The organism is Lysinibacillus agricola (assembly GCF_016638705.1).
Lineage (GTDB): Bacteria > Bacillota > Bacilli > Bacillales_A > Planococcaceae > Lysinibacillus > Lysinibacillus agricola.
The window spans coordinates 3,171,267-3,198,003 of record NZ_CP067341.1 but is presented as its reverse complement, the minus strand read 5'-3'; the positions used below and the strand labels follow the sequence as shown (position 1 = coordinate 3,198,003).

Below are 26,737 nucleotides of genomic sequence, written 5' to 3'. Positions count from 1 at the left end.
TTTTGAGGTTTTCAATGAAAGAAAAATTATGAATATAGCATTGATTTTTTATGTATTTAAAAAGATTCCTTTGTTGGCGTTCGGTACACCGAAGGCTGGCGATTTGTACGTAATTCAACAGGCAAGAGACAGCCTAAACTTCGCAAAGCAGAGGGTTTTAAAAATGGTACAACACTTGGAGCTGTTGCAGGGCCAAAGGGTAGTAGCTAATGCAAGCTATGCAACATTATCTTTAGCTGGAGGTCTATTATCTTTAATCCTTATTCCAGTTGTCATTTGGTCAAGAAAAGCTTGAAATAAATTATATGATACAAAAAATTCTTCAAAAGGTTTAACGATGTAAAATGTCGAATTACTATTAAAAACATTTTGTAGGAAGGAAGAAGCTATGCATAACTTATTAGGAAAGGTTATTCTCATTACAGGCGCAAGCTCAGGTATTGGACTTGCCACGGCCGAGTTAATGGCATCTAGAGGGGCTAAAGTAATTATTAATTATAATTCAAATGTGAAGGGTGCCATGGAAGCCGTCCAACGTATTCAAGAAAAAGATGGAGACGCCATTGCAATTCAAGCTGATGTTATTAATAAAGAAGAAGTGAACTCAATGGTTGAACAAGCTATTTCTTCATTTGGCACAATTGACGTTTTAGTTAATAACGCTGGTGGTGGCATCCGTCAAAGTACATTTATGGATATGAGTGAAGAGCTATGGGAAGAAACGTTCAAATTAAATGTAAATAGTGTTCTCTTATGCTCCCAAGCTGTATTAAGACATATGATTCCAAAAAAAGGTGGAAAAATTATTAATGTATCTTCAGCGGCTGCACGAATTGGAGGGGCAGGGGAAAGTATTCATTACGCATCTGCTAAAGGGGCGATAAATACAATGACGATTGGAATGTCCAGAGAGCTAATTGAATATGGAATTATCGTGAATGGGGTAGCGCCTGGAATGGTAGAAACACCTTTTCACGATAAATTTGCTCCTGGCGATAATCGACTTGAGCGTATGGCTTCATCTGTACCAATAAAACGGGCTGCAACACCTATGGAAATAGCAGAGGTAATTGCCTTCCTTTCTTCCGATGCTTCAAATTATATCCTCGGAGAAATTATGAATGTTAGTGGTGGGAGATAATCGAAATAAAGGAATTTTATTGGGGAATTCTTAATTAGTAATGTAGATGACTATTATATCTTCTTTCCTTTACGTTATTCGTATAATACATTTTATTGAACTAACGAGGTGCTATATTGGAAGAGAGTTAACGAGGGGGTTTATTAATGGGAATGAATGAAAAAACATATCTAAGTATAGAAGAGAGTATTTCATTACCAACTTTATCAGGTACAAACATAAGTGATGATGGCAAAAACGTAGCATTTGTCAAGAAGACAGCTAACTGGAAAGACAATAAATATAGGAATCATGAACAGTTTATCGAAAAAGGCTTTATCGTTTTAGAACCAAACTACAGGGGAAGTTCTGGTTATGGTAATGAATTCTTAAAAGCAATCTATAGAAAATTGGGAATTGCTAACTACGATGATGTTATATCTGGAGTGGATAAACTAGTTGACAAAGGGATTGCAGATAAAGATAGAGTAGGGGTTATGGGATGGAGCAACGGGGGATATATATCAGCTTTCTGTTCTACATTTAGTAGTAGATTTAAAGCTATTTCAGTTGGAGGTGGAATTACTAATTGGAGTACCCATTATGTAAATACAGATATACCTTACTTTATTAGGATGTATTTAGGAAATGATCCATGGAATGATCCAGAGATATATACGAAAACGTCACCAATGACATATATTAAATCAGCCTGTACTCCCACTTTAATCCAACATGGCGAAAAGGATGCAAGAGTTCCAACTCCAAATGCATATGAGCTATATCAAGGATTAAGGGATATGGAAGTTGATACAGAATTAATTATTTTTAAAGGAATGGCATATAGTTCTGGCATGCAGTTGATATTCACTTAATCCAAAAGATTGACGAATGTTATTTAATTCTTTTGCGGTCTGCTTCAATTCTTTTGAATCATTCGTTTTTTTCGCTTTTTGGTAACAACGTAATTGTTTTCGATAGTGTTTTGATTTTTGCATGAAAGTATATTGTTTTACTGCATAAGACAAAGTTGTATTATAGAGTGTACGGGCAATTTCAAAACGTTTTAATAGGATAACCTTTTGCCATGTATCTATAAGTAACTTGAGTTCTATAATAAAACAATCTTTCTTCCATTTCGTCATTACCCGCCACCCCTTTATTTTTCGATTATTCACAATATACAATATAAACGTATGTTCTATAAAGAAAAAAGCACTTCATTCCTCCCACCTCTGAAGAAGGGGGCTTCCTGAAGCTCACTTCTGTGAAAGACTATATTTTATTGAACAGCAAAACCTTATTTATTTACAATTAGGAGGGATTAGTAAAATATAATTTGGTTGACCTAGAAAAACTGGGGACATATTTCTTAGAAAAAGGAGGCCGTACATGGAGATCTTAATATCGATAATAATACTACTTGTATTATTATTAGTGACAAATGTCTTGGCGCATTATATTTCTTTTATCCCTATTGCTTTAATTCAGATTGCAGTTGGAATTTTAGCTGCTTTAGTAGCAAAGGATTTTACCATTGAAATCGAAGCGGAATGGTTTTTGCTATTGTTTATTGCACCGTTACTATATTATGATGGCGCACATTTTCCTCGTGAACAATTATGGAAAATGCGATTACCGATTTTAGGCAACGCTATTGTATTAGTATTATTAACGACTATCGTTGGTGGTCTATTTGTGCACTGGATGATTCCGTCGATTCCTTTGGCGGCTGCCTTTGCTTTAATGGCTATTTTATCGCCTACTGACCCAGTGGCGGTAAATAGTATTGCCAAACGAGTTCATATTCCAGATCGTATAATGAATTTAGTTCGTGGGGAATCTTTAATCAATGATGCATCGGGGTTAATCGCGTTTAAATATTCAGTAGCGGCGATTGTAACTGGTTATTTTTCATTGAAATCAGCAACAAGTGATTTTCTTTATATGTTTTTTGTTGGTTTAATTATAGGTATTTTCGGTGCATTAGCAATATTTTTGATACGACTTCATCTTCGCCGTATAGGAATAGTGGATTCAACATTTTACGTCTTGCTACAAGTTCTAACACCCTTTCTTTTATATTTGATAGCAGAAGAGGTGTTTCATGCATCAGGGGTAATTACAGTTGTAACAGGTGGAATTATTGCGGCAATTGTTAAAGAAAAGACCGAAAACTTCATAGCACAAGAACAAGTTGTTACAGAACATGTTTGGTCAATTGTGACTTTTACATTGAATGGGGTTATTTTCCTTCTGCTAGGGTTGATGTTACCATCTGCTACAAATTCTATATTAGTAAGCGAGGAAATTCGCAATAGTACCCTGATTTTATATGTGCTAGGAATTGGCTTGATGGTGTTAGTCATCCGCTTTGCTTGGGTGATGTTCTTTAATATAGTAGATAAAAAAATATTTAAGAACGAAGAAACAGTGACAATTAAAGACCATATTGTGACAACGCTTGTTGGCGTTCGTGGTACGATCACGATGGTAGGAATATTATCATTACCTCTAGTAACAAATCAAGGAGAATTATTTCCGAATCGTCAATTACTCATCTTTTTAGCTGCAGGTGTTATTTTATTCACCTTGATAATGGCAACCATATTTTTACCTTTATTAAATGAACAAGATAAAGCCAAACAGCCAAATTTAATGAATGAAAAAAGAGAAATGTTAAAACATGCGATTCGTAGTATTCAACATGAAACAGTTGAAGAAAATGCTGCTATAGCTCTAAAGTTAATGAATCAATATAACGCAATGTTATTGAATATTGAGCGGAAACAGTCAGAAGAAGCATTTCAAAAGTACAGGCAACAAATGTTGGAAGCTAGAAAAGTTGGGATGGAATTAGAAATAATTTATACGAAGCAATATATGGCTGAGCATGGATTAAATGAATCAATTCAACAGGAAATTGACTATATTCTTAAAGAAAGAAAAGATATGTTAAATAACCGAACGTTTACTTTGTTAAAACGTCGTTTACGCCATTTTTTACGTGAACGGAAGATGAGCAAACTACCAGCCGATGTTGTAGAACAAATTAATCATGTAAAAAAAGATTTAAAAGATTATGTGACATCATCAATTATAAAGCATGTTCAAGAAACGAATGAATTTTCTTTAGATATTGTGCAAAAAGTGGAAATTTATTATCGTCACTTACAATATTCATCTTATAAAATGGATTCTTCAGAACAGGAAGAACAAAAAGAATACTTAGCTTTAATAGCCATTGAAGCACAAAGAAATCTTATAAATGAATGGTATCAGGCTGGTGATATAAATAATGAATTAGCAAAAGAATTAAGAAGATTTGTAAATAATCTGGAAAGTGTTATTTTACTTGAAGAGGAAGAATAAAGGGTGCCAGCCTAGCATAATTTGCTGGGCTTTTTATTTGCTTCGGTGTATTGGTTGTTTACAACGGTAGGTAGATTATAGCACGTCTACTACACGTTCATATTGCAGGTTTCTGTGTATGTTATTTTTTTTGAATACATTGCTAAAAGATTCCTTTGTAGACGTTCGGTACGCCGAGTACTGGTAGACCTTTACGTAGCTTAACAGGCAAGAGACTCTCCGTCCAGACTGATCGGTAGGAAGCTTATTAAAAAAATGTCTGCATATAGTTTTTATTAAAACTTATTTCAACGAGTAAAAAAAGGGATATTCCACATACAACACGTTAATAACTTCCATCGCCGTTTGAAAGGATGGATGGAACGATTTCAAGGTGTTGATACGTATTATTTGGATAGTTACCTTTACTGGTATCGTTGGCTTGAGTTACATCAAAACTTTGCATTTGAAAATCGGGTAGAGCAAATGCTTATTTCAGCTTGTCAAAAATCTAACTATTTCACAGTTGAAGCAATAAGAAAAAACAAAAAGCATCTTTCTTTAGATGCTTTTTAAGCAGATTCAGTGGTTTCATAGCAATGTTGAATGAATATTTGAGGGAAATGTGCAGTAAAAAAGCCGATTCTAATCAGCTTCTGTTTTTCAGTTTCTTTCCTGTTTCAATACCCGCAGCGAAAACTGCCGATACCATACAAAAGAAATATAAAATTTGTTGGAATCTATCTGCTGTCCAATATCCCAAAAAATTCATAAATACAAGTATGACAAACAAAATTGAAGAAACAATGAGTGAATAAAAGCCAAAACTATGAGACATTTTACACCATCCAATTTATGTTAATGTAATTATGCTTTAAGGTTAACATAAATTGAATATCAAAACCATATTTTAATGAACACTTTGAGTAAATAATAAATAAGAAAATCAACTACTTATTACGAACATCCAAAAATTTATGAGAAGTCATATTTAAACTGAGTGCTTTAGTTAAAAATTCGGTTTGCGAAATATCAAAACAAAAAGACAGAGTTCATTCTCCACACATCTTGTAGATTTATTGTGTATTTTTGTTTTAATAGCAACAATCTTTTAGAAAACAGCCAAACATAATTAGCAGTCATGGGCCGATTCCTCTAATTTGCATTCATCTTTTTTCCGCATCTTTTAAGTTCATGAATAATAATTGATCTTTAGACAATTCATTATTATCCATTAATTTTGCTATTTCAATAATATATTCACTTTTTTTGATGGTCATCTTAATTTCGGATAAATCATCGGGAGTTAGCTTTGAAATTAGTTTATAAGATGGAAAGCTCCAATATATTTTGCCTTCGTATTCTATATAATCCCCAAACTTTTCTACAAATTCCCTTTTCAATGCATAGGCAAATGGTAAATTGATATTTGTTGACCTAAAACACCCTAACATAAAGCTTCAAATAAATCTGGGATGCCAATAATTCGTAATCTTTTAAACTTTTCAACTGGCATTTTAAGAAGTGAGTCTACTTTTGCCATTTCATAAAATGCAGTTAAATCATTATCTAGGTCAAACCACTCACGAACAAATTGAGTAATTGCATCAATTTGCCAGTCCTCAACAAATTTTACTGTATTTGGAATTCGGGCAATCAAAAGTTTATTTACAGTAAAGTGTAATTGTATCAAAAACGAAGTATCCTCAATAGTTATAATTCTTGTGACTGAATGACCGTCAACCTCATACATACATTCATTTTTCTCTCTTGTTAAATATCCAAAGTTTGATTCTAATTAAAATCACTAGGTGCGTAATAAATATATCATTTTCAATTTTGTTCAATGTCATTTGCGTACCCTTCTTCGTTAAAAATAATTATGTCGATTGGTATATTAACACATAGTAATACGAAAAAAACTTCAATATCTTGCTATTACGTTAGAAATAACTTATTTTTTCGTTCACATGCAGTTATACTTTGTTGTACAAAAAACAACAAGGAGAAGAACAAATGACTTCAAATATACAAACACGTATCAATAATTTGGATTGGGGATCTATTCATAACGAGTTAGATGAGCATGGATTTGCGATACTTCCACCTATTTTAACAAAAGATGAATGTGAATTTTTTATCAAGCTTTATAACGAAAAGGAGCCATATAGAACAACGATAAATATGTCCAGATATCGTTTTGGGAATGGAGAGTATAAATACTTTGCATATCCGTTACCTCAAATAATCGAAGTTTTAAGAGAAAGTTTCTACCCTGAGTTAGCTAATGCAGCAAATAGATGGTCAGAATACTTAAAGAAACCAGCTGAATTTCCACTTAAACATCAGGAGTTTTTAGAAAAGTGTGAGCGACATGAACAACTTAGACCAACTCCATTAATTTTAAAGTATGAAAAAGGTGGGTTTAATTGTTTGCATCAGGATTTGTATGGAGATGTATTTTTCCCATTCCAAGTAGTAGTTGTATTAAATCAAAGAGATAAGGATTATACAGGTGGTGAATCCTTATTAGTAGAGCAGATTCCTCGTGCTCAAAGTCGAGGTCATGTTGTTACATTGGAACAGGGTTGTGCGCTGATTTTCCCTACTAATAATAGACCGTTTTTAGGTAAAAATGGATACTACAAAACGACTGTTCGCCACGGGGTAAGTACTGTAACTTCAGGAGAACGATATGGACTTGGAATTATTTTTCATGATTCCAAATGAATTTCTAGGTTTATAAGGGCGTTATCTATAGAAAGAGGTGAAAAAATAATGGAGGATAAAAAAAATTCCGACATTCAAAGAGGTCGTCTTGAAAATATAAGTAATGTAGAAATAATGACTGATGAAAGATGGAAAGCAATTATTAACAATGATGCAACATACAATAATAAATTTTTTTATGGAGTTGAAACCACAGGGATATTTTGTAAACCTTCATGTAAATCACGTGCACCAAAAAAAGAAAATGTGCGTATTTTTCTAACAGCAGAACAAGCTCTCAATAGAAATTTTCGTCCTTGCAAACGTTGTAAGCCTACAAATGAAAACCTACCTGATAATGAATGGATAACTCTTGTTACGGAGTACATTGATAAGAACTTCACCGAAAAGTTAAATCTTGAATCATTAGGGGCAATTGCGCATGGGAGTCCATTTCATTTGCATCGAACATTTAAAAAAATTAAGGGAATTACCCCTACAGAATATACACAACATGTTAGATTAAATGCTGCTAGAAAGTATTTAATTGAAACAGATAAATCGATTACAGATATATCTATATGTGTAGGTATACCTAATTCTACTTATTTCATTACCTTATTTAAAAATAAGTTTGGTCATACACCTATTCAATATCGTAAATTACATCGATTAATGGATAAAGAGGAGGAATAAAAAATGAATACAAACAATGAACAAAACATTTATTGGTCTTTACTTACACAAAAAGAATGGAGAATTTATGTTGCAGCAACTTCTAATAATCTTCTATTCGTTGGATCACAAAACCAATCGTTTGAAGAATTGAGTGATTGGGTTAAGAAAAAATATCCTAAACGAACGCTTGTAGAAAATAAAGAATTATTAAACCCTTATTTAGATGAAATAATAGAATACCTTGAAGGGAAACGAACACAATTTACATTTTCAATTGATTACAAAGGAACACCGTTTCAACTTTCAGTTTGGAATGCACTTAATGACATTCCATATGGACAAACAAAGACTTATTCGGATATAGCAAATTATATTAACAAACCATCAGCTGTTCGTGCTGTAGGTATAGCTATTGGAGCAAATCCAGCTTTACTAGCTATTCCTTGTCATCGTGTAGTGGGAAAAAACGGAACTTTAACTGGTTATCGTGGTGGGCTTGAAATGAAGAAAAAGCTTTTAGAACTAGAAAATTCTAGTCTGAAAAAATAAGTGATGCATTTGGAAAATTTGAAAGAGTAGGTGTTTTATTGAATAATAAATTACTATATAAAAATCCAAAGACAATTCTCAATAAAGGGACCGGTTTTCTTTCAGGATATACTCATTCATTAAACCCTTATACAGGTTGTTCATTTGGATGTTCCTATTGTTATGTACGCCAAATGCCTGTATCTCTTTTTCGAGAAGGTGAATGGGGCGATTGGGTAGATGTGAAGAGCAATGCTGCTACATTACTTGCTAAAGAACTTCGTAAAGCAAAAACTAAAGGAAATGTAACAATATTTATGTCATCTAGCACTGATCCATACCAACCTGTCGAGTATAAGGAAAAGATAACAAGATCGTTATTAGAGGTCATGGTTGAAGATCCTCCTGATTTTTTACTAATACAGACAAGAAGTCCACTCGTAAGTAGAGATATTGATTTATTACAGCAATTAAAAAATAAAGTGAGAGTAAGTATGACCATTGAGACTGATTCTGAGGTCATTCGTAAACACTTTACGCCAGAAGCACCACCTATCCAGGCACGGTTAAAAACACTAGAAAAACTAGACGCTGCTGGAATACCAACTCAGGTGGCAGTTGCTCCAGTATTGCCAAGTGGAGAACTTTTTCCGCATAAATTAAAGCAATATGTAAGTAGGGTATGTATAGACGATTATTTTATGGGTGATGGTAGTGACGGGAAACGAACTAAAAAAATAGGCATTGAGAAGAAATACATCGAAATGGAATTAGAAGAATGGTACAATCCCCAAGTTTATCAAAAAGTATATAGCAGGTTTTTGGAAGTATTTTCAAAAGATCAAATTTATATTAGTCAATCTGGTTTTGAACCATAAGGTGGATACAGCTGATGAATGAAATTATTGACAATAGTACTGAAAAAGAAATATCCAAAAAGACATACACTCTGTTAAACGCTGATTTGAAGATATATCAAAGTGATAAACCAGGTTCACTAGGAGGACATCGAAGAGGAAAAATATATGTGAAATTAGATTGCCCCTCGGCACTAAGAGCCATAGCTAAAGGCGGATATATTAAGCATCGAGTGTTTTTTTAAGATGAAAAAACTGCAATTGTAGCAGGCTTTAGGCCATGCGCTGTTTGTATGCTAAAAGAATATGCAGAGTGGAAAAAAGAAAAGATAGAGAAAGAAAATGTATAAAATATATTATAACTAAACTGTAAAAAGAGATAAAAGCAAAGCCCACACTCAAAAAGAACTTGTACTATTAATGAACATACTTACTACAGAACAACCATATATTGAATCTATTACAATTGGACATGGTCGTGACCTGGCATCTACCATTGCAGCGAGAGAACTTGCAAGGTTATGGGAAGTTAAAGGTGGTTTTCAAAAAGAGGAGGTGTTGGACTACGGACATTTGAGGGAATACGTGGAGTTTTAAATGATGGTCAGACTGGAAAGTTTCAAATAGTCAATAGGCGTAAAAGATACAAGTCCATTGTAGAGATTCTTCTCTATAATGGACTTGTTGCTTTGCAAATATATGTTTTTTAAGTTAATTTTAACTTTCAGCTCACATTTATATTACCGTTTCATACTACGAATAAAACTTTTTGTTTCCTTATCAACACGATTGGATTCTGTAATTTTTTGCAATGCTTTATTATAAGTAAAATCGTCAAGTGAATTGTTCTTCAAATATTCTAGTGTAATACTAGGATATTTCACATAACAGATTGAGATAGCCCAAGCAACTGCCATTTTTGCATAAAACCCTTCATGTTTTATACTATTTAGGATTTTAAGAACGTTATCAATGTAATTATCTTCAATATAATAATTTAATAACATTACCACTCCAAAACGTATTTTATATTCTTCTTTTGAACAAAAGAATGGTTTTAAAAATTCCCACATAAGGTTTTTATTATTCTTTGTAAATTTTAACCCCGAACAAAAGCTATCACATGTTGACCAATTATCTATTTTAGGAACAAAAGAAGAAACATAAGTGAGAAGTTCCTCAATGTCAGCTTTCGCATATCCAATGACCATACCCTGTAGCATTACTTCCTCGAAATATTCATTTTCAGCCAATTTAATGTAATTTCGCCAATCATCTTTAGATATACTCTTTGCTATTTTCCGAAGTTCCGGTAACCGAACACCTAAAATATTATTTATATTAGGAATTAGCGCAGCAGAAAATTTCTGATAATCTGTATCAATTAGTTCAAAGATTTGATTTCTAACATTTTCAATCATAGTACTCTCCCATTTTACTTGTATTAATTATTATATTTTAACTGATAAAAAATTTTAAAAGGATAAAATTAAATATAAAAGCAAGATTTTAAAGTAAATTTAGATTTAAGTTTGTCCAAAACAAGAATAATGCAGCAAGAATAATTATTGAAATTATTACAAAAGATTCCTTTGTTGGCATTCGGTACTCCGAAATGTGTATCGAAAGAACCTTTTCCTCTTAATAAAAACAAATAACTATGTAGTTAGCAGTTTGTTTTATCATCTGCTTCTGTTTGTTTACATGCCTTAATTACCTCATAGCATTACCTCGTTATGCATTTTATTAATAAAACATTTATAAATCCCCAGTTTAAACTAGGGAGACAATTTGTCACGTTTAATAAATATTATCTTTCCGGATAATCTACATGTAATGGCAGTGGAACTAACCAACCTTTACTTTTATTAAGACGTAACAATTTAGCGTCAAGTTGAGCTTTATTTGCGTGGAATTGAGCGTACATTAGAGTAATATCATTTCTACAATTTTAGGATGTGTTCAACAAAAACCCCCATCAACCATTTCTATTAACAAAATAGTTAGACCGTAAATTTACACTACATTCAAGTATTGTTCCAACCGTTGGCTAAGAGAATTTAGTGTTATTGTATTGGCTATGTCATTAAAAAAATAATCCCTATAAGCAATATATATAAAGTGTTCACAAATGCTGAAATGGATTTTTGTGAATCAATGGATTTGTTGCCTAACGGTTGATTTTATCTACTAAAATAAAATATAACTCCATTGGAATTGACGGTAAAATACATTTTAATATTAGTATAGGGAGTGAAAATGATGAGAGAAATAAGTATTGCAAAAGTTATTACAGTAAAAAGAAAAGAAAAAGGTATCACACAGGATAAACTTGCTGAGTATATCGGTGTATCGAAGGCTTCCGTATCCAAATGGGAGACGGCTCAAAGCTATCCGGATATCACCCTGCTGCCACAATTGGCAACCTATTTTAATATAAGCATTGATGAACTCATTGGCTATCTCCCGCAAATGACAAAAGAAGATATAAAGAAAACATACCAACGGCTGGCTGAGGATTTTAGCAACAAGCCTTTTGATGATGTACTTGATCATTGCCGTGTCATTATAAAGAAATATTTCTCTTGTTTTCCTCTGCTACTGCAAATGGCCAAATTATTTGTCAATCATTTTGTCCTTGCTACAGAAAAAGAAAAGCAGGAAGCACTGTTACAGGAGGCCATTGATTTATGTATTCGGATTAAGAAGGAAAGTGATGATATTTGGATCGCGAAGCAAGCAAATTCAATGGAAGCGCTATGTCATATCATCTTAAATCAGCCAGTAGAAGCTTTGGAATTGCTTGACGAAACAATGAAGCCACCTATTAGTGATAACTTTTTACTCTCCAAAGTTTATCAAATGACAGGGAATATAGAGAAGGCAAAGGAAGCTTTGCAGGTCAGTCTGTATCAACATCTCCACGGCCTTCTTGCGCCGGCACAGTCATACTTGCTGTTGGTTGCCAATCGGCCTGAAAAATTTGAGCAGGCCCTTGTACGTTTTATCGAAATTTCAAAAATCTTTGAAGTAGAAAAACTGGACCCTAATTTGGTGTCGTTGCTATATTTGGCCGCAGCACAAGGTTATATGATGCAAAATAAACCGGAAAAAGCATTGGAAATGCTCGAAAAATACACATACATTTGTACGAACGTCCTTTTACCGTACAAATTGAAAGGAGATTCTCTTTTTGACAGTATTGAAAACTGGCTGAAGGATTATGATATTGAACCTCCTAGAGACGAAAAGATAGTAAAAGAAAGTATCGTACAAAGTGTTGTGGAAACTCCTGCATTTTTCCCATTGCACAATGAACCGAAATTCAAAAGTATTGTTGAAAAACTAAAAGCTCAAATTTAGAAGTGAACTGAGAGTGCCTACTTGATGCATTCACTTACCTTTTAGTTGTCAATTTAAGGAGGTAAACATAATGGGTGAAGAAAAAATTGTTTTAGGTGCTAAAACAAAGTACCCACTGAATGGAATATTAACCATTCCTGATGAAACAAAAGGATTATTTTCTGCAGTTGTATTGGTTCAAGGCTCTGGTCCAAGCAACATGGATGAAAAAATCGGAAACATTTATCCTTTTAAGGATCTTGCTGAGGGTTTGTCTGGAAAAGGAATTGCAGTATTGCGATATGATAAAAGAACATTCGTATATGGTAAAGAAATGAGAAATGATACGGCAATAACAGTAAAAGAAGAAACCATTGAAGATGCGATCCTCGCTGCAGAGTTTTTGCGAAGAGATGCACGTATAGATTCAAATAAAATATTTATTATCGGTCATAGTTTAGGTGGGATGTTAGCACCGCGAATTGATGCAGAAGGCGGTAATTTTGCTGGAATCATTATTATGGGTGGGTCTCCACGCAAATTTGAAGAAATTCTAATGGATCAAAATAACGAAGTTTTGCATTCATTGAATAAGCTTTTGAAAGGGATTGCCAGAAAACAAATAGCAGCTTTATCATCAAAGTTTGACAACATCTATAACCTAAATGATGAAGAAGCAAAATCAACGAGAGTTTTAGGAAAACATGTGAGAGCCTATTACTTGAAAGAAATGGGCGAACATCCATCTGCCAATTATCTCAAGGTATTAAAAAAGCCGATTTTCATTCTGCAAGGAGAGAAGGACTTTCATGTATCGATAGAAAAGGATTTTAATGGTTATAAAACAATATTGGGAGATAGACCAAATGTAACGTATAAGCTTTATCCAAACCTGAATCATGCCTTTATGCCCTCTGTTTATGGAGAGATACGAAAAGCGAAAAAAGAATATAAGGTTGCACAACATGTCGATCAACAAGTGATCAATGATGTTTCCGATTGGATTCAGGAGGAAACTGACTCATGAAAAAGATAGTCAACTGGAAACTTTTCTTCCTACTTACTACCGTAAGCGTCGTGACTGGCGTAATGGTTATGCCGTTTACATACGCGCTTGCGCCCCTGCCAGATAACGCGCCTTTGCAGATCATCATACCTGTGCAGATTGCACAAACACTGGTATTGGGTGCGCTGGCAAGCTTTTTCGGTTTATTTTTGGCGCGACATATTGGGTTTGGCGCACCGATTCTGGAGGGAATTACAGGCGGCGAAAAGCGAAAGGGCACCACATATCCCTCTTAGACATATAAAATAACTTAGACATCGTTTGCCCATTCTTTTTAAGCTTCTCCATTCATCTTTTACTGAATAGTATAAGAATATAACAAATTAGTTGAGGTGAAATATGGGTTTCAATCATTTACGTTATCTTGCGATAGGCGATTCCCTTACTGTGGGTATCGGTGTTCCGTTTTTGGATCCTGGATTTGTTGAATATTACAGATGTCTAAGCCAGCAAGCTTTAAAAAAGCGTATTTCTTATCAAAAACATGCAAGGTCAGGAGCGACGACAGAGGATGTTTTAACTATGCTCAATGCCCCAATTGTTACGGAAGCTGTAAATTGTGCAAATATCATAACGATAACAGCTGGAGGGAATGATTTAATAAACGCTGCTAAAGGATTTCTAATAAATAAAAACGAAGAAAGTATATCTCGTGCTATTAAACAATCAGGGAAAAACATTTCAAAAATGTTAGAAAAAATTCACCATCTAGACAAACAAGATAAATATATTTTACGCCTACAAAATTTATACAATCCATTTAGCGATATTCCTATAGCAGATGAGGCGATTAGAGCGGTTAATTCATTGATTAACAGTTTTGGTCGGGAATTAAATGTTAAAGTAGCTGATATCTATAGTGTATTTAAGGGGAATGAAAAAGTTTTATTATCATCAGGAGGCGTTCATCCTAATAGTAGGGGATACTATCAAATGGCATTAGCACTTAGTAGGCTCGGATATTCCCCGTTATAGGGCTAAAGGCTGTAAGTATAATTTAATCCTTTTTGTTTTATGAGCTATTACTTATTATTTTTCTAGCAAGAGGCTGAGTATCATTGTCAGTTTTTTGCTATTTTTAAGTTTCTTTCAGCAGGTGTCAAAACACCTACTGAAAGAACTTAAAGTCTCCGGTGAATGTCACGGAATCGGAAATGAGTTCTTTGTAGGATGTTAGCCTAAAATCATCGCATCCATGCGATAACGGCTAACTGACCTGCATTATGCAGGCCTAAGTACAAAGCCGATTCCAGACGCAATTATGCCGTGGCATAATTGATAAAAGTATCTTGTGACAAAAAGGTTGTGTTCGTCTTGTTCAACTCCCATGAAAGAACGTAATAATCTTTCATTTTCTTTGGTGTAGTGTTGATTGTACACGACATGGATGGCTAACGGGTGCTTTAGTGAAATAAAAAAGGCTTAGGAGTTGTTCCTAAGCTTTTTTGAGGTTGTAAATGAAAGAAATGTTATGAATATAGCATTGGTTTTATGTAGTCAAAAAGATTCTTTTGTTGGCGTTCGGTACAACGAGTGCTGGCAGACATGTACGTAACTCAACAGGAAAGAGACTACCTAAAAGTCTACAGCAGAAGATTTATATTTCTGTTTATAAAATGATTATTAAACAACAACATTTGGAATAGTTTCGGAGTAACCAACATCGAATTAAAAATAAAAAACATAACGGCGAGGTCGTTACGGTTAGGTAGTGATGAAATTACTCATGACAAGAATTATTTTAACCATATTAAAGTTAACGGAAAAATTATTATTCTTCTGTAGATATAGGGTTGATGAGTAAAATAAAAAAACCGGCAGAAAAAAGGTTGCCGGTTGAGGATGATAATTTAATTTATTTTGTATTGTTTTCGTTTCCAAATCGACCAGAAGCATGTTTTTTGTTAGCTTCTGCTTGTTGAATTTGTTGTCTAATTTGATTAATATCAGTCTCATTCCCGAATTCTTCGTTCATCGAGTTCATTGCACCAGAAGCTTGTTTTTTGTTAGCTTCTGCTTGCTGGATTTGTTGTCTAATTTGATTAACATCAGTCTCATTCCCGAATTCTTCGTTCATTGCATTTGGAATTGCATTAGGGGTTTTTTTGTTAAAGTTTTGGTTGTTGTTATTCATGGATTTCACCTCCTGAAATTAGTCTGTACAGAAGATGCTTTATTATTCGTAGATTAATTCTAATGAAGTAGTATATTCACCAACCCTCGTCTTATTTGGCAATGATAAAAAAGTTACGGTTATCAACGTCTTTCAAAGATCTTCTAATATATTGAGTCTTGAAGAGGATTTTCAGTACTTTAACTACTTTATCAAAAAGTATTTAAATGGTAATCCAGACATAAACGTGAATATTATGGTATCTATGCCCCATGTATTCCGTAATAAACTAAAAAAGTTGAAGGTTAACAATGTGCTAAGGACTTATAACAATTATGGCCAATACTAATAACTGATAGGTGGGTTATTTTAATGAGTCTTATCTTTATATTCCCAAAAGTATGACTGGCTCCGCATGTAAAGGAGTCGAATTTTAAAATTTACGACTGTCAATAATGAAGCAATTAGTTGAATTATTATTTGCAGAATCGTATCTTAAGTAATGACAAGTTTTTTTAGTATTTAGGTTTGTTCCTGATTGGAGAGATAATAATGGGAAATACTGATAAGTTTGAAATGATAGCTAATATATATGACACTCCTGAAAGAATCCAAATTGCAAAGGTATCATCAGATGCGGTCAGAAATTATTTAGTTGACGCTAAAAGCAAGAATGCTATTGATTTTGGGTGTGGAACTGGTCTTGTCGGAATGAACTTGTTAAACGAGTTTAATTCTATGCTTTTTCTGGATACATCACCAAACATGGTTAATCAAATAAAGCAAAAAGTAACCAATTTTAATATTCAGAATGTAGATACATTATGCTTTGATATTGAAAAGGAAAGTATACCGGATGTACATGCCGACTATATTTTTATGGCTCAGGTTCTACTCCATATTCATGATGTTGAATTAGTTTTATCAAGATTATTTGATGTTCTTGATGAAGGAGGACATCTATTGATCGTAGATTTTAATAAAAATGAAAAAATAGTTTCAGATATTGTTCATAACGGATTTAATCCAGAAGAGCTAACAGACATTATGACTAAAATAGGGTATAGAGATATTCGATTCAAAACTTTTTATACAGGAAATAAAATATTTATGGGACAAGATGCGTCTATGTTTATTCTTGATTCAAAAAAGGGACATCTATAAGAAATGGATTTCCTTCAAAGAAAAATAAAAAAAGTGACATTATTTTTGGTATGTAACATTTCTGATTTATAAAGGAATGCTGTAATGGCGCCATTTATTGAACAAGTCGAGTTTTCGTACGACAAATAAAAAAATGACCAGGCGCTCATAAGAATTAGCTTTGCTGGTTTTTTTAATAATCGTTTATTTATTGGAAACTATATACGTCACTTCGCAAGAATCTCCACTACCACCAATAGCCCTAGCTTTAATAGTTGGTGACGAACTATGTGCACTGAAATCGTTAGAACCTATATAAGGATTATCAAAATACAGAGCTATTTCACCATCAGGGACTTTATAAAAAATCGTACCTTCAACGCCTGTCATAATACCAGCGGAATCTGCTCGGAATTTTCGGGTTCCTGTTTTTATCCTATAAAATACTGGTAGCCAAAAACTAGGCTTAAATGGGCGAGAAATAGTTGCCCTTAAAGATAATAATGGAAACTATATATGATAAAGTCACATGTAACTAGGTGTGGCTTTTTAATATATCTTAAAAGATTAAGTGTGACATTGAAAATTGAAAGAGGAAAAATTAAAAAGGTCACCGGAGGATAGTGACCCTTAGTAAAGAATAGAAGGGAAAGGATAAGTTTGTATTATCCTAATAGTTAGGAGCATTAGAGACGGTGTTAGGTATTAATAACCTCTATTCAAGAAACTAGCGCCGACAATAATTAAAAGAATGAATAGAACAACAATTAGCGCAAATGCTGAACCTGTACCAGAACCACTACCATAATATTCAGACATAGTAATTTCCCTCCTTTCTATGATTTATAATATGCACAGTATTCAAAAGGGATATTGATAATTATCTATATAATGTAAAGTGTTTTTAGAAAGGAGGGTGATGGAAATTCAAATTTGTAAGGTGATTGGTAATAAGTCCATTAAACAAAATAATAAAATAAATTGAATACTATAACAGTGTGAACTCAAAGAAGAACAGAGGGATAGACTTTTATCTGAATTCAAACAATAACATACAGGTTTAAATAAAAAGGATCACTCAGGTAAAAGTGGCCCTAGAATAAGGAGGTGTAAGGCTAATCTGCTTTATCCTATTTTTTATTCCTATGTTGTGAACAAAAAAGGTTTTCATTAATACAAGAAACTAGCGCTGACAATAATTAAAAGAATAAATAGAACGACAATAAGAACGAATGATGAGCCACCATAGCCACCACCGTAATAGCAATTGTTATTGTAATTACCTATATTACCGTAGTATCTCATGAAATTTTCCTCCTTTCTATGTCTAGTTATAGAAAGTTAAGGAGGTATTCATCCTATTGGAAATTTTTGGAATTAGGGTGAAATTGCTTTTTTTCATCGTAAGTCATCTAAAGAAAGATTTAAAGATGATAGGGTAAAAATAATGTTAACTAAAGGTCATATCCAATAGGGGATGGCTTTTTATTATGTAATATGGGACAGCAATGTATTAATAAAAACTATGGGCGAGGTAAGAGTTTGCTATCCCGAATCCGTTGTATGTAATGAGTATTTGGTTTTTATTTTTTAAATTGTAATTTTAGAGTTATTGTTAAATGTCACTAACATTGCATAACTTTGGTTGCCGCTACCACTTTTGGAATATCAGCAAACACAGATAAGGATAACGACTCTGCATTGCAAGCTTCCGATTCCAAGTACGTCTATTTCAGCTTGTTCAAGAAAGACTCCTTAACGGAAGCGGACACTATTTATGCTGGGGGAGTGAATACCTTGCCGCATTTTGGCCACGGCAGATTTAGTAGCCGCATTTACTCCAGGTGATTCTTTGTTATGGTTGGCGGTAGCTCTTATATTACTAGGTTTAGGTTGGAACTTTGGCTTTTATTAGTGGCACGGATATTATTATTGACTCAACGACTATTCACACTCGTGCAAAAACGCAAGGCTCAATAGATGTCTGGGTTGCTCTCGGTGGCTCAGCGGGTAGCCTGTTATCAGGAGTTGTCGTGGCTGACTCAAGCTATGCGATTTTAGGCTTTATTTATTTAGCGCTACTTTTAATTCTAGTAGTCGCATGGGCTAAATATAAAGTAAAACAACAAGAGAAATATATTTAGGCTTATGAAAAAGGCTATCTCTATGTACAGTGAAATCTGTAAATAGAAATGGCTTTTTTGTATGTCTAAATTTGTTTGAAAAATTCAGTCTCCTATCATTTTAAAAACCTACAATGAAGGCAAAGGAAAGGAGTGTTGTAGATGAAGATGAAAGAAATTAGTCTTGTTGTAGTTCTAATATTGGCAGGTTTTATAACAAATGGCGTAGTCGTACATGCAGATGATCACGAACATGAAGATAAAAAACATGAAAAATATAAAGAATATAAGGACTATAAAGACGATGATGATGACGACGATGAGAAATATTACTATGACGATGAAGAAGAAGGTGAAACTTACTACTTTCAAGACGCTGTAAGTGAAAAGGGTACTTGGAATATTTGGACACGAACAGTTGCAGCAGATAAAGAAGTATTACCTTTCACAAGCTCTCAAAAGGTCACGTTAAAGGTAGAAGGTACAAATAAGGAGCAAAGCTTTTTTGTTATACCAAAAGATGGGGAATTTTTTGTACCAGGAAAAGCAGTAGCACAGGTTTTAGGAGCAAAAGTAACCTTTTACAAAGCAAGTAAGATTTTAGATATCCAATATCAAGAAAATGAATTAATTTTCCGTGCTGGAACTAACGTTGTCTATGATAACAATATGAAAACACCATCTCCTGCACAAGCATTTTATGTAAATGAAGAATTATATGTACCTATTAGTACAATAACAAATGGCTTAGGCTATATAGCGGAATGGCAAGAAAGTAATCAAACGTTTGTCTGCCAGCCAATTACAAATTAGGGGGAAGCACTATGAAAGATCCGAAAAAAGCAAAGTGGGTATTAGGTGCGTCAGGGATACTTTTATCTGCAGCGATACTAACCCAAATTAACAGCCCAACACAAGCCGAAACTACACGCACAAATAATATTCAGGATGTAGATCAGGAAAATATGACAAAAAAAGAAAAAGAACTAGTGCAGCTTGATTGGACAAACTTTGAAATTACAAGTCAACCTGCTGTCAAAAGCGAGCGCAAAACGAAAAGAACTTAATGGAGTTGGTCATGTGGATACACTAACTTTACAAATAATGAATACTGAATTATATATAGCTATGCCAAAAGGTGTTCATTTCAGATGGAAAGAAAAAGCAGAGAAATGGCTTCATTACGTAGCAAAAGAATGGTCAAGATTTCAATCAAATAATGAATTATCACAACTAAATGATTTGAAAATCGGAGAAACGCTTCGCATTAGTTCGTTATTATATGATTGTTTAGTGCAAGCAAATCAATATTATCAACGTTCTAATGGTTTATTCTCACCGTATCTTAAACGCCAATTAGAACAGCATGGCTACAATCAATCTTTCCCATTTGATTCAGCTAAAAGTAAGGCATTTCAAAACAAACCTCTGATTGCAAATCAACCATTTCAATTTCTAGGCGATGAGCAAGTCATGAAGGTAGCACAGCAGGAAATTGATTTGGGTGGATTTGCCAAAGGGTATGCCATTGAAAAATTGGCGAATTGGCTTGAGCAAGAGGTATCGCCTGATTTCGGACTAATAGACGGGGGAGGGGATATGAAAATGTGGTCATCTGGGGAAAAGACTTGGACAATCGGCGTGGCAGATGCCTGGGATAACGACAAGGAAATTAGCTCTATTAAAATGAAAACAGGTGCTATTGCTACATCCAATCGAGTTTATCGAAGCTGGATGCAAGGAACAATGAAGAAACATCATTTATTGAACGGACAAACAGGTGAAATCGCAGATACAGAAGTATTACAAGCTTCAGTCGTAACGTCCTCTTTATGTGATGCGGAGGTTGGTGCAAAACTGTGCTTTCTTATGGATGGGGATGAATTGCAGCAATGGTTCGAAAATAATTGTCAACAAAGTGCTCGCTTTATCGTTAAAGAAGGGCAAGCAGCAAATTGGAGGATGACGGGGGAGAAATAAATGATCCTAAGTACGTGGGAATGGATTCGATTATTAGGGTTTTTAGCGTATTTTTACTTTACAATTTCCATTATATTTGGTTTATTGAGAAAATCAGCATTTGTAAAATCACATAAAAATTTAATTTATCATATACATCAAGATGCGGGATGGCTAGGCTTAATCACCGTAATAGCGCATATGTTAGTGCTTTTAATCGATCATTATGAGCCTTATAGTCTAGTAGAGATTTTATTCCCGTTCTCTGCTGAATATCAGTCTCTATCATCAGCTCTTGGTACAATTGCATTTTATTTGTTTTTAATGGTTATCATGACATCTGATTTATGGATTCGAACAATGAATCGCTCGTTATGGAAAAAGCTTCACTTTCTTGTGCTACCAGCATGGGTATTATCACTTGCTCATGGAGTGCTTATTGGAACGGATACAGAAAATGCGTTGATTATCATGTTTTATGTAGCTTCTGCGGGAATTACCTTGTTAATACTAGTAGCAAGAACAATAAGCCAGTTCATGAAAAAAGTAAATATTTCAACGTCACACAATAATTAAAAGGAATCGGGACTGTTTAAATAAGCCCCGATTCCTTTATATTTATATAGGGAATTCAATATGAAATGTAGTGCCTTTATCTACTTTACTTGTTGCGTAAATTTTCCCATTATGTTGCTCCACTATTGCTTTTGCTATGGCAAGACCTAAACCAGAGCCATTTCGTTGACGAGCAGCATCACTTCGGTAGAATCGCTCAAATACTAAAGGCAATTCCTGTTCAGTCATACCAACGCCGCTATCAGCAACAGTAATTTTTATAGAGTCTTTATTTTTTAAAAGCGCAAGCGTTATTGCTCCACTATTTGTATATCTTATCGCGTTGTCTAAAAGAATATAGAGCAGTTCTTGTATCTTTGAAGCATCACCAAGCAGCTCGATGTCTTCTTGGATTTCAGTAGAAAACTGGATTTCAGGAGGCATAATCCTTTGGAATTTCGTGCTCACTTTTTGGAGTAAAGTTGATAATGGTATGGTTTCTTTTTGGATGGAAATCTGCTGCTGATCATGTCTTGCTAAGAACAGCAGTTTTTCTATTAGCTCTTTCATGATTTCAGCCTCGTCTTTTAAATCCGCAATTAATTCTTTGCCAAAAGGGCTTAATTGTTTTGCTTCCTCCACTTCTAAAATTTCAAGTGAACTATAAAAAATACTTAGCGGTGTTCGTAATTCATGAGATGCATCGGATACAAACTTTTTTTGTTTATTGAACGACCACTGAATAGGTATCATCGCTTTACCTGCCATATAATAGCCCAGTAGACCGATTAAGACTGTCGAAATACACGTTAATAATATGAGTAAATACTTTGCCATTTGGAAAAAGTGATGCTGTGACGTCACAGATTTACCAACAAAAATATACCCTACTACTACATCGTTGTTGAAAATTGGCTTTTTTAGAAGAAGAAAATGCTCTTCTTGCCATTCATAATGTTTTACGAGTTCCTCATTTGTATTGCTATTGCCAAATACTTTTTCAACCTGTTTCTTCAGTCCTTTGAACGATTCGTCACCATGGACAAATGTATGATCCTTTGTGTAAATATAGTAAAAAAAATTGCGATTTGGGTCATAACTTAAGGTTTTTGTGTCTGCATAAACGTGTTCAAAAAAATCGTGCTCTTGCTTAACATAAAAGTCTTCTAATTCGTTTAGTTGTTGATGTTCCATTAATTTAACGAGGGAAAAGTATAGAACTATAACGAATAATGAAAATAATAAAAAGTAAAGCGCTGCATACAAATAGGATAATTTTTTTCTCGTTTTATGAAACATTAGTGTTCCCTCAGTTTATAGCCAATACCTCTGACATTTTGAATACGTGATTTGGATTGACTATCATCAATTTTTTTTCGAACAAGTTTGACTAAAGCATCTAAGGAATTATTCGAAACATCGTAATCGTAGCCCCATATATAAATACAAATCTGTTCTCTTGTTAGTACACGACCTTTATTGATAAATAAATATTCTAACAGTAAAAATTCATTTTTAGTAAGGTCAACTACTTCATTATTGTACAAAAACACTCGGGAATCTACATTTAGCTGTAATTGATTGATCTGGATGACCTGTTCTATCACTTTATCTTTTCTTCGTAGTAAAGCGCGAACTCTTGCTAAAAGTTCCTCTATTTTAAATGGTTTTACTATGTAATCATCTGCGCCACTATCAAGTCCTTTAATGATGTCTTCTGTGTCGTCCTTTGCTGTTAGCATTAAAATACTACCATTAAATCCAGTCTTTCGTAGCTGCTGGCACACTTCTATTCCACTAAGCTGCGGCATCATCCAGTCTAAAATAACAAGATCATATTTCTCTGTAAGCGTATGGTCTAGCGCATCCTGCCCATTCTCCGCTTCTGTCACATTGTGAAATTCTTTCTTTAAAATATGAACGATATTTCTTCTTAGTCGTGCATCATCTTCTGCTAATAATATTTTCAAGGTAGCTTCCTCCTATTACCTATATTCAGCTAAGTATACGCATAAAAAAATGAAATGAAACTGAAAAAAGCTCCTTCCTCCACTATATGTATTCCATACTTCGATAAGAGTTGAAATTTTTCCTGTCTATAATGATCTTAGACAAAGAAATAGGGGGACAATCATGAATATTTATAAATTTATAGCTTTATTAGTTTTAACGACTTTTTTAATGGGGTCTTCATTTGCCATTGTTAAATTGGGATTGCCGTATTCATCTCCACTGTTATTGGCTGCACTCCGCTTTATTCTGGCAGGGGTAATGTTGGCTGTTATCGTGATCGCTTTAAAGAGACCACATCCGACCTCAAAAGAAGGCTGGATTAAAATTTTAACGATTGGAGCATTTCAAACTGCTGGTGTAATGGGCTGTATCTTTTTAAGCTTACGGACGATTACGGCAAGTGAATCTTCTATTCTAACATTTACAAATCCGTTGCTTGTCGTCATATTTGCTACGATATTTACGAAGGTACGTTACCGATTGTATCAATGGTGTGGTGTTTTGTTGGGGTTAATTGGTGTTACGATTACAATGGGTGCACAAGTTGAAGTGCAAATCGGAATTATCTTTGGCATTCTGTCGGCCGTTTTTTGGGCAATTGCGACACTACTAGCTAAAAAATGGGGCGTTCTTTTTGATACATGGGTGCTATCAGCCTATCAAATGCTTTTTGGTGGTTTACTACTTTTACTGGCGAGTTTTGTGTTAGAACAACCATTTTTTACTGTGAATAGTCATTCAGTATTCATTTTATTATGGCTCAGCATTTTCTCATCAATTGTTCAATTTGCAGGCTGGTATTATCTTTTACAAAATAGTGATCCTGGAAAAACGAGTGCCTTTTTGTTTTTAGCTCCTTTTTTCGGCGTGTTAACAGGTTGGATACTATTAGATGAACCATTAAAACCATCATTAGTCGTCGGTGGACTGTTTATTATTGCTGGTATATATTTAGTGAACCGTAACTTTACGGCTAAAAATATCCGCGGAGAGACTTTGAAAGATAGTCGAGCATAGACTGTCCGCGGAAAGAAGGAAAAGCCTTGCGCTTGTTTAAACATCTAACTGAAAAACTTCTTTAAAACCAGCCCTTCCTTTTTCAGTCACTTTAATGGCACGAATAGATGGGACACGAGTCACCCAACCCAAGCTTAAAAAATGTGTAAGCATTCCTTGACCAAGTGCACCAGCTAGATGATAACGTCGTTCACTCCAATCCAAACATGCATGGGAAAATGATCGACGCTTTCTTTTTAAATCATCTAAATCAAGACCGAAATCTGTAAAAAATTGTGCACCTTCAGACGTTATGAGAAACTGCTTTTCTTCTAGCTTTAGATAACCCGCGTTAATCAATGAGTCTGTTAATTGAACGCCTAGTTTACCAGCTAAATGGTCATAGCAAGTTCTTGCACCCTGTAATAATTTCATTTGGCTAGATTGTTTTAAAGAGCGTACTTCAGGTGGGGGAGAAATTGCTAGGAAAGATTCTAGTAAATGTGCAATTTCTTCGTCTGCTAACTGAAAATATCGATGACGACCTTGTTTCTCTACTTTAACAAGTTTACCTTCTACTAACTTAGCGAGATGAAAGCTAGCAGTCTGAGGTTTAATAGCTGCCATATAAGCTAATTCACTGGCAGTATGAAAACGACCATCCATCATACTAGCAAGCATTGTAGCTCTTGAAGTTTCTCCAAGGAGAGATGCGATTTCAGCCATGTTTGGATTAATCCCCATTTGTCACAATCCTTTCTGCATTCCATATTTCGATTTCCGTATAAGTATTTATCGTTTACAATAATACATAATGAGGAGGGAGTAAATAGCTATGGAAACATATTATGCCGTAATTTTTACATCAGAAAGAACAGAAGAGGATGGAGAAGGCTATGCCAAAATGGCAGAACTAATGGATGAATTAGCACAAAAGCAGCCTGGTTTTCTACGTGTAGAAAGTGCTAGAAATGCCGAAGGGAAGGGGATTACGGTATCCTATTGGGAATCGCTAGAGGCTATTCAGGCATGGAAGGAAAATTCAAAACATCTAGTTGCACAGCAATTTGGCAAAGAAAAATGGTATATGCAATATAATGTGGAAATTTGTAAAGTTATGAAAGATTATTCTTTTACAAAGAATTAAATCGAGAAAACTATTATTTCAATGATAGAAGGAGTTAATATATGACTACATCTATTTTAGAAGAATGGCATGAACAAAGGAAAAATTTTAATCCTTCTAATCCGGCTAGTATTAATCACATGCATGAGTTCAAGGAAAAAGTGAAACTTCATGAGCAAACTGAGGGGAATTTAAGGATACTTGTAGACATCTACTGTATGCTTAGAATGTATTCAGAGGCATATAAAATTTTCACTTCAGTTATGGATTTAGGGAACAAGAAAGATCAGAAAAAATTTGGATCAATAAAATATTACATAGATAATCCAAATTGTGTGAAGCCTTTGTATCCTTGTAAAATTAGAGAGGATAAAACAATTAAAACGGTAATACCTAAATTTAAATATTTGCCAGACCCAGTACAATCCAAAATCTTTGAAACTGAAGAAGTTGTTACTTGTGATTGCTGTGAACAGGAAGTAGATGTTTATTATACTGGAGGTATTTACGCTATTGAAGAGGCTGAATACCTCTGTCCTACATGTATACATAGTGGTGCAGCTGCTAAAAAATACGACGGTTCTTTCCAGCAGGATTTAATAAATGATGAGACGGTTGTAAATGCCAATTTCACTGAGGAAATTATGTGTAGAACGCCTGGTTATGTTAGTTGGCAAGGTAATAATTGGATGGCTCATTGCTCAGACTATTGTGCATTTATTGGCTATGTTGGCTGGAGTGAGTTAGTGGAGTTGGACATTACAGAACAATTTGAAAATTATACTGGTTTTTCTACTGAGGAGTTGTCAGAATCACTGATGAATAATGGGCATCATCAAGGGTATTTATTTCAATGCTTACAATGTGGTCGTTATGTCCTTTATTCTGATTTTAGTTAAATTTGAAAACCAGTATATCTTCATTCAGTAGAAGACTTCTACCTCTTAAAGTGGTGAGATGAATGAGGATGTGGTTTCTTGTCAGGGTGTCCAAACATCTACTGAATGAAGATAAAGCCTCTGGCGGATGTTACGGATTTTTTAAAGGAATGAATTGTG

At 34.2% G+C, this 26,737-nt stretch carries 32 protein-coding genes and 3 pseudogenes; 24 read left to right on the top strand and 11 right to left on the bottom strand.

Annotation, left to right across the window (positions count from 1 at the left end):
* The first annotated feature begins 28 nt into the window (after nucleotides 1-28).
* From FJQ98_RS15550 to FJQ98_RS15540, 3 genes and pseudogenes are all read left to right on the top strand, one after another.
* Nucleotides 29-295 (top strand): hypothetical protein, encoded by a 267-nt coding sequence (locus FJQ98_RS15550; RefSeq protein ID WP_053597321.1) that lies wholly within the window; start codon nucleotides 29-31, stop codon nucleotides 293-295.
* A 93-nt stretch (nucleotides 296-388) separates the two neighbouring features.
* Nucleotides 389-1,141: an SDR family NAD(P)-dependent oxidoreductase gene (locus FJQ98_RS15545; protein WP_053597320.1), complete on the top strand. Its 753-nt coding sequence runs from the start codon at nucleotides 389-391 to the stop codon at nucleotides 1,139-1,141.
* Nucleotides 1,142-1,287: 146 nt separating this feature from the next.
* Nucleotides 1,288-1,971 (top strand): annotated as a pseudogene (locus FJQ98_RS15540) (alpha/beta hydrolase family protein); the annotation flags it as partial.
* Here the strand turns inward: FJQ98_RS15540 and FJQ98_RS15535 are convergent.
* Nucleotides 1,939-2,265 (bottom strand): hypothetical protein, encoded by a 327-nt coding sequence (locus FJQ98_RS15535; RefSeq protein WP_246494223.1) that lies wholly within the window; start codon nucleotides 2,263-2,265, stop codon nucleotides 1,939-1,941. The pseudogene FJQ98_RS15540 and the gene FJQ98_RS15535 overlap by 33 nt on opposite strands.
* A 247-nt stretch (nucleotides 2,266-2,512) precedes the next feature.
* On the opposite strand from FJQ98_RS15535, the gene FJQ98_RS15530 reads away from it, so the two are divergent.
* Both FJQ98_RS15530 and FJQ98_RS15525 read left to right on the top strand, forming a co-directional pair.
* Entirely contained in the window at nucleotides 2,513-4,492 is a 1,980-nt protein-coding gene (locus tag FJQ98_RS15530; protein WP_053597318.1) for a cation:proton antiporter, read from the top strand.
* Nucleotides 4,493-4,780: 288 nt separating this feature from the next.
* Nucleotides 4,781-5,047, top strand: a pseudogene (locus FJQ98_RS15525) (hypothetical protein); the annotation flags it as partial.
* 871 nt (nucleotides 5,048-5,918) lie between these two features.
* Here FJQ98_RS15525 and FJQ98_RS15520 read toward each other — a convergent pair.
* On the bottom strand, nucleotides 5,919-6,164 hold the full coding sequence (locus FJQ98_RS15520; RefSeq protein WP_158003113.1) for a DNA glycosylase: 246 nt from the start codon (nucleotides 6,162-6,164) through the stop codon (nucleotides 5,919-5,921).
* A gap of 323 nt (nucleotides 6,165-6,487) precedes the next feature.
* Here FJQ98_RS15520 and FJQ98_RS15515 point away from each other — a divergent pair, with 323 nt between their 5' ends.
* The 6 genes from FJQ98_RS15515 to FJQ98_RS15490 all read left to right on the top strand — a co-directional run bounded on the left by FJQ98_RS15515 (nucleotide 6,488) and on the right by FJQ98_RS15490 (nucleotide 9,840).
* Nucleotides 6,488-7,201 (top strand): 2OG-Fe(II) oxygenase, encoded by a 714-nt coding sequence (locus FJQ98_RS15515; RefSeq protein WP_053597313.1) that lies wholly within the window; start codon nucleotides 6,488-6,490, stop codon nucleotides 7,199-7,201.
* Between the two features lie 48 nt (nucleotides 7,202-7,249).
* Complete coding sequence (locus FJQ98_RS15510) at nucleotides 7,250-7,876, top strand: bifunctional transcriptional activator/DNA repair enzyme AdaA (RefSeq protein ID WP_053597312.1); 627 nt, start codon at nucleotides 7,250-7,252, stop codon at nucleotides 7,874-7,876.
* Nucleotides 7,877-7,879: 3 nt separating this feature from the next.
* Nucleotides 7,880-8,407, top strand: coding sequence for a methylated-DNA--[protein]-cysteine S-methyltransferase (locus FJQ98_RS15505; protein ID WP_053597311.1), 528 nt, complete (start codon nucleotides 7,880-7,882; stop codon nucleotides 8,405-8,407).
* A gap of 38 nt (nucleotides 8,408-8,445) precedes the next feature.
* Nucleotides 8,446-9,264, top strand: a complete 819-nt coding sequence (locus FJQ98_RS15500; RefSeq protein ID WP_053597310.1) for an SPL family radical SAM protein — start codon at nucleotides 8,446-8,448, stop codon at nucleotides 9,262-9,264.
* Nucleotides 9,265-9,278: 14 nt separating this feature from the next.
* On the top strand, nucleotides 9,279-9,488 hold the full coding sequence (locus FJQ98_RS15495) for a hypothetical protein (RefSeq protein ID WP_343069222.1): 210 nt from the start codon (nucleotides 9,279-9,281) through the stop codon (nucleotides 9,486-9,488).
* 175 nt (nucleotides 9,489-9,663) lie between these two features.
* Nucleotides 9,664-9,840: a hypothetical protein gene (locus FJQ98_RS15490; RefSeq protein WP_158003112.1), complete on the top strand. Its 177-nt coding sequence runs from the start codon at nucleotides 9,664-9,666 to the stop codon at nucleotides 9,838-9,840.
* Nucleotides 9,841-9,983: 143 nt separating this feature from the next.
* Here the strand turns inward: FJQ98_RS15490 and FJQ98_RS15485 are convergent, their stop codons facing one another.
* Both FJQ98_RS15485 and FJQ98_RS15480 read right to left on the bottom strand, forming a co-directional pair.
* Nucleotides 9,984-10,664: a DNA alkylation repair protein gene (locus FJQ98_RS15485; protein WP_053597309.1), complete on the bottom strand. Its 681-nt coding sequence runs from the start codon at nucleotides 10,662-10,664 to the stop codon at nucleotides 9,984-9,986.
* A 389-nt stretch (nucleotides 10,665-11,053) separates the two neighbouring features.
* The gene (locus FJQ98_RS15480) at nucleotides 11,054-11,179 is read right to left on the bottom strand and encodes a YvdQ family spore coat protein (protein ID WP_277815993.1); all 126 of its coding nucleotides are present in this window, start codon (nucleotides 11,177-11,179) and stop codon (nucleotides 11,054-11,056) included.
* A 326-nt stretch (nucleotides 11,180-11,505) separates the two neighbouring features.
* On the opposite strand from FJQ98_RS15480, the gene FJQ98_RS15475 reads away from it, so the two are divergent.
* The 4 genes from FJQ98_RS15475 to FJQ98_RS15460 all read left to right on the top strand — a co-directional run bounded on the left by FJQ98_RS15475 (nucleotide 11,506) and on the right by FJQ98_RS15460 (nucleotide 14,626).
* Nucleotides 11,506-12,606 carry a helix-turn-helix domain-containing protein gene (locus FJQ98_RS15475; protein WP_201406730.1) on the top strand — a complete coding sequence of 367 codons (1,101 nt, stop codon included), beginning with the start codon at nucleotides 11,506-11,508 and terminating at the stop codon, nucleotides 12,604-12,606.
* A 70-nt stretch (nucleotides 12,607-12,676) separates the two neighbouring features.
* The gene (locus FJQ98_RS15470; RefSeq protein WP_053597307.1) at nucleotides 12,677-13,612 is read left to right on the top strand and encodes an alpha/beta hydrolase family protein; all 936 of its coding nucleotides are present in this window, start codon (nucleotides 12,677-12,679) and stop codon (nucleotides 13,610-13,612) included.
* Nucleotides 13,609-13,887: a hypothetical protein gene (locus tag FJQ98_RS15465; RefSeq protein ID WP_053597306.1), complete on the top strand. Its 279-nt coding sequence runs from the start codon at nucleotides 13,609-13,611 to the stop codon at nucleotides 13,885-13,887. Before FJQ98_RS15470 ends, FJQ98_RS15465 begins: the two co-directional genes overlap by 4 nt.
* 103 nt (nucleotides 13,888-13,990) lie before the next feature.
* Nucleotides 13,991-14,626, top strand: a complete 636-nt coding sequence (locus FJQ98_RS15460; protein ID WP_053597305.1) for a GDSL-type esterase/lipase family protein — start codon at nucleotides 13,991-13,993, stop codon at nucleotides 14,624-14,626.
* 880 nt (nucleotides 14,627-15,506) lie between these two features.
* Here FJQ98_RS15460 and FJQ98_RS15455 read toward each other — a convergent pair.
* Nucleotides 15,507-15,785 carry a gamma-type small acid-soluble spore protein gene (locus FJQ98_RS15455; RefSeq protein ID WP_053597304.1) on the bottom strand — a complete coding sequence of 93 codons (279 nt, stop codon included), beginning with the start codon at nucleotides 15,783-15,785 and terminating at the stop codon, nucleotides 15,507-15,509.
* A 531-nt stretch (nucleotides 15,786-16,316) separates the two neighbouring features.
* Here FJQ98_RS15455 and FJQ98_RS15450 point away from each other — a divergent pair.
* A complete protein-coding gene (locus tag FJQ98_RS15450; RefSeq protein ID WP_053597303.1) occupies nucleotides 16,317-16,928 on the top strand; it encodes a class I SAM-dependent methyltransferase in 612 nt (203 codons plus the stop codon).
* Nucleotides 16,929-17,111: 183 nt separating this feature from the next.
* On the opposite strand, the gene FJQ98_RS27605 is transcribed toward FJQ98_RS15450, so the two are convergent.
* From FJQ98_RS27605 to FJQ98_RS15435, 3 genes are all read right to left on the bottom strand, one after another.
* Nucleotides 17,112-17,342, bottom strand: coding sequence for an aegerolysin family protein (locus FJQ98_RS27605; RefSeq protein ID WP_425492706.1), 231 nt, complete (start codon nucleotides 17,340-17,342; stop codon nucleotides 17,112-17,114).
* A 270-nt stretch (nucleotides 17,343-17,612) separates the two neighbouring features.
* On the bottom strand, nucleotides 17,613-17,726 hold the full coding sequence (locus FJQ98_RS15440; protein WP_075807374.1) for a YjcZ family sporulation protein: 114 nt from the start codon (nucleotides 17,724-17,726) through the stop codon (nucleotides 17,613-17,615).
* 351 nt (nucleotides 17,727-18,077) lie between these two features.
* Nucleotides 18,078-18,212: a YjcZ family sporulation protein gene (locus FJQ98_RS15435; RefSeq protein ID WP_075807373.1), complete on the bottom strand. Its 135-nt coding sequence runs from the start codon at nucleotides 18,210-18,212 to the stop codon at nucleotides 18,078-18,080.
* A 499-nt stretch (nucleotides 18,213-18,711) separates the two neighbouring features.
* On the opposite strand from FJQ98_RS15435, the pseudogene FJQ98_RS15430 reads away from it, so the two are divergent.
* From FJQ98_RS15430 to FJQ98_RS15410, 5 genes and pseudogenes are all read left to right on the top strand, one after another.
* A pseudogene (locus FJQ98_RS15430) lies at nucleotides 18,712-19,051 on the top strand (MFS transporter); the annotation flags it as partial.
* Nucleotides 19,052-19,192: 141 nt separating this feature from the next.
* Entirely contained in the window at nucleotides 19,193-19,843 is a 651-nt protein-coding gene (locus tag FJQ98_RS15425; RefSeq protein WP_143115080.1) for a copper amine oxidase N-terminal domain-containing protein, read from the top strand.
* An 11-nt stretch (nucleotides 19,844-19,854) separates the two neighbouring features.
* A complete protein-coding gene (locus tag FJQ98_RS15420; protein WP_053597300.1) occupies nucleotides 19,855-20,097 on the top strand; it encodes a hypothetical protein in 243 nt (80 codons plus the stop codon).
* 13 nt (nucleotides 20,098-20,110) lie between these two features.
* Nucleotides 20,111-21,010, top strand: coding sequence for an FAD:protein FMN transferase (locus FJQ98_RS15415; protein WP_241774667.1), 900 nt, complete (start codon nucleotides 20,111-20,113; stop codon nucleotides 21,008-21,010).
* On the top strand, nucleotides 21,011-21,565 hold the full coding sequence (locus tag FJQ98_RS15410) for a ferric reductase-like transmembrane domain-containing protein (RefSeq protein WP_053597299.1): 555 nt from the start codon (nucleotides 21,011-21,013) through the stop codon (nucleotides 21,563-21,565).
* Between the two features lie 42 nt (nucleotides 21,566-21,607).
* On the opposite strand, the gene FJQ98_RS15405 is transcribed toward FJQ98_RS15410, so the two are convergent.
* Both FJQ98_RS15405 and FJQ98_RS15400 read right to left on the bottom strand, forming a co-directional pair.
* A complete protein-coding gene (locus FJQ98_RS15405; RefSeq protein WP_053597298.1) occupies nucleotides 21,608-22,843 on the bottom strand; it encodes a sensor histidine kinase in 1,236 nt (411 codons plus the stop codon).
* Nucleotides 22,843-23,514, bottom strand: a complete 672-nt coding sequence (locus tag FJQ98_RS15400; protein ID WP_053597297.1) for a response regulator transcription factor — start codon at nucleotides 23,512-23,514, stop codon at nucleotides 22,843-22,845. Before FJQ98_RS15400 ends, FJQ98_RS15405 begins: the two co-directional genes overlap by 1 nt.
* A 163-nt stretch (nucleotides 23,515-23,677) precedes the next feature.
* Between FJQ98_RS15400 and FJQ98_RS15395 the strand changes: the two genes are divergently transcribed.
* Nucleotides 23,678-24,574, top strand: coding sequence for a DMT family transporter (locus tag FJQ98_RS15395; protein WP_053597296.1), 897 nt, complete (start codon nucleotides 23,678-23,680; stop codon nucleotides 24,572-24,574).
* 36 nt (nucleotides 24,575-24,610) lie between these two features.
* On the opposite strand, the gene FJQ98_RS15390 is transcribed toward FJQ98_RS15395, so the two are convergent.
* On the bottom strand, nucleotides 24,611-25,297 hold the full coding sequence (locus tag FJQ98_RS15390) for an ArsR/SmtB family transcription factor (protein WP_053597295.1): 687 nt from the start codon (nucleotides 25,295-25,297) through the stop codon (nucleotides 24,611-24,613).
* Between the two features lie 91 nt (nucleotides 25,298-25,388).
* Between FJQ98_RS15390 and FJQ98_RS15385 the strand changes: the two genes are divergently transcribed.
* Entirely contained in the window at nucleotides 25,389-25,700 is a 312-nt protein-coding gene (locus tag FJQ98_RS15385) for an antibiotic biosynthesis monooxygenase family protein (RefSeq protein ID WP_053597294.1), read from the top strand.
* Between the two features lie 41 nt (nucleotides 25,701-25,741).
* Nucleotides 25,742-26,578, top strand: a complete 837-nt coding sequence (locus FJQ98_RS15380; protein WP_053597293.1) for a CbrC family protein — start codon at nucleotides 25,742-25,744, stop codon at nucleotides 26,576-26,578.
* Nucleotides 26,579-26,737: the final 159 nt, after the last annotated feature.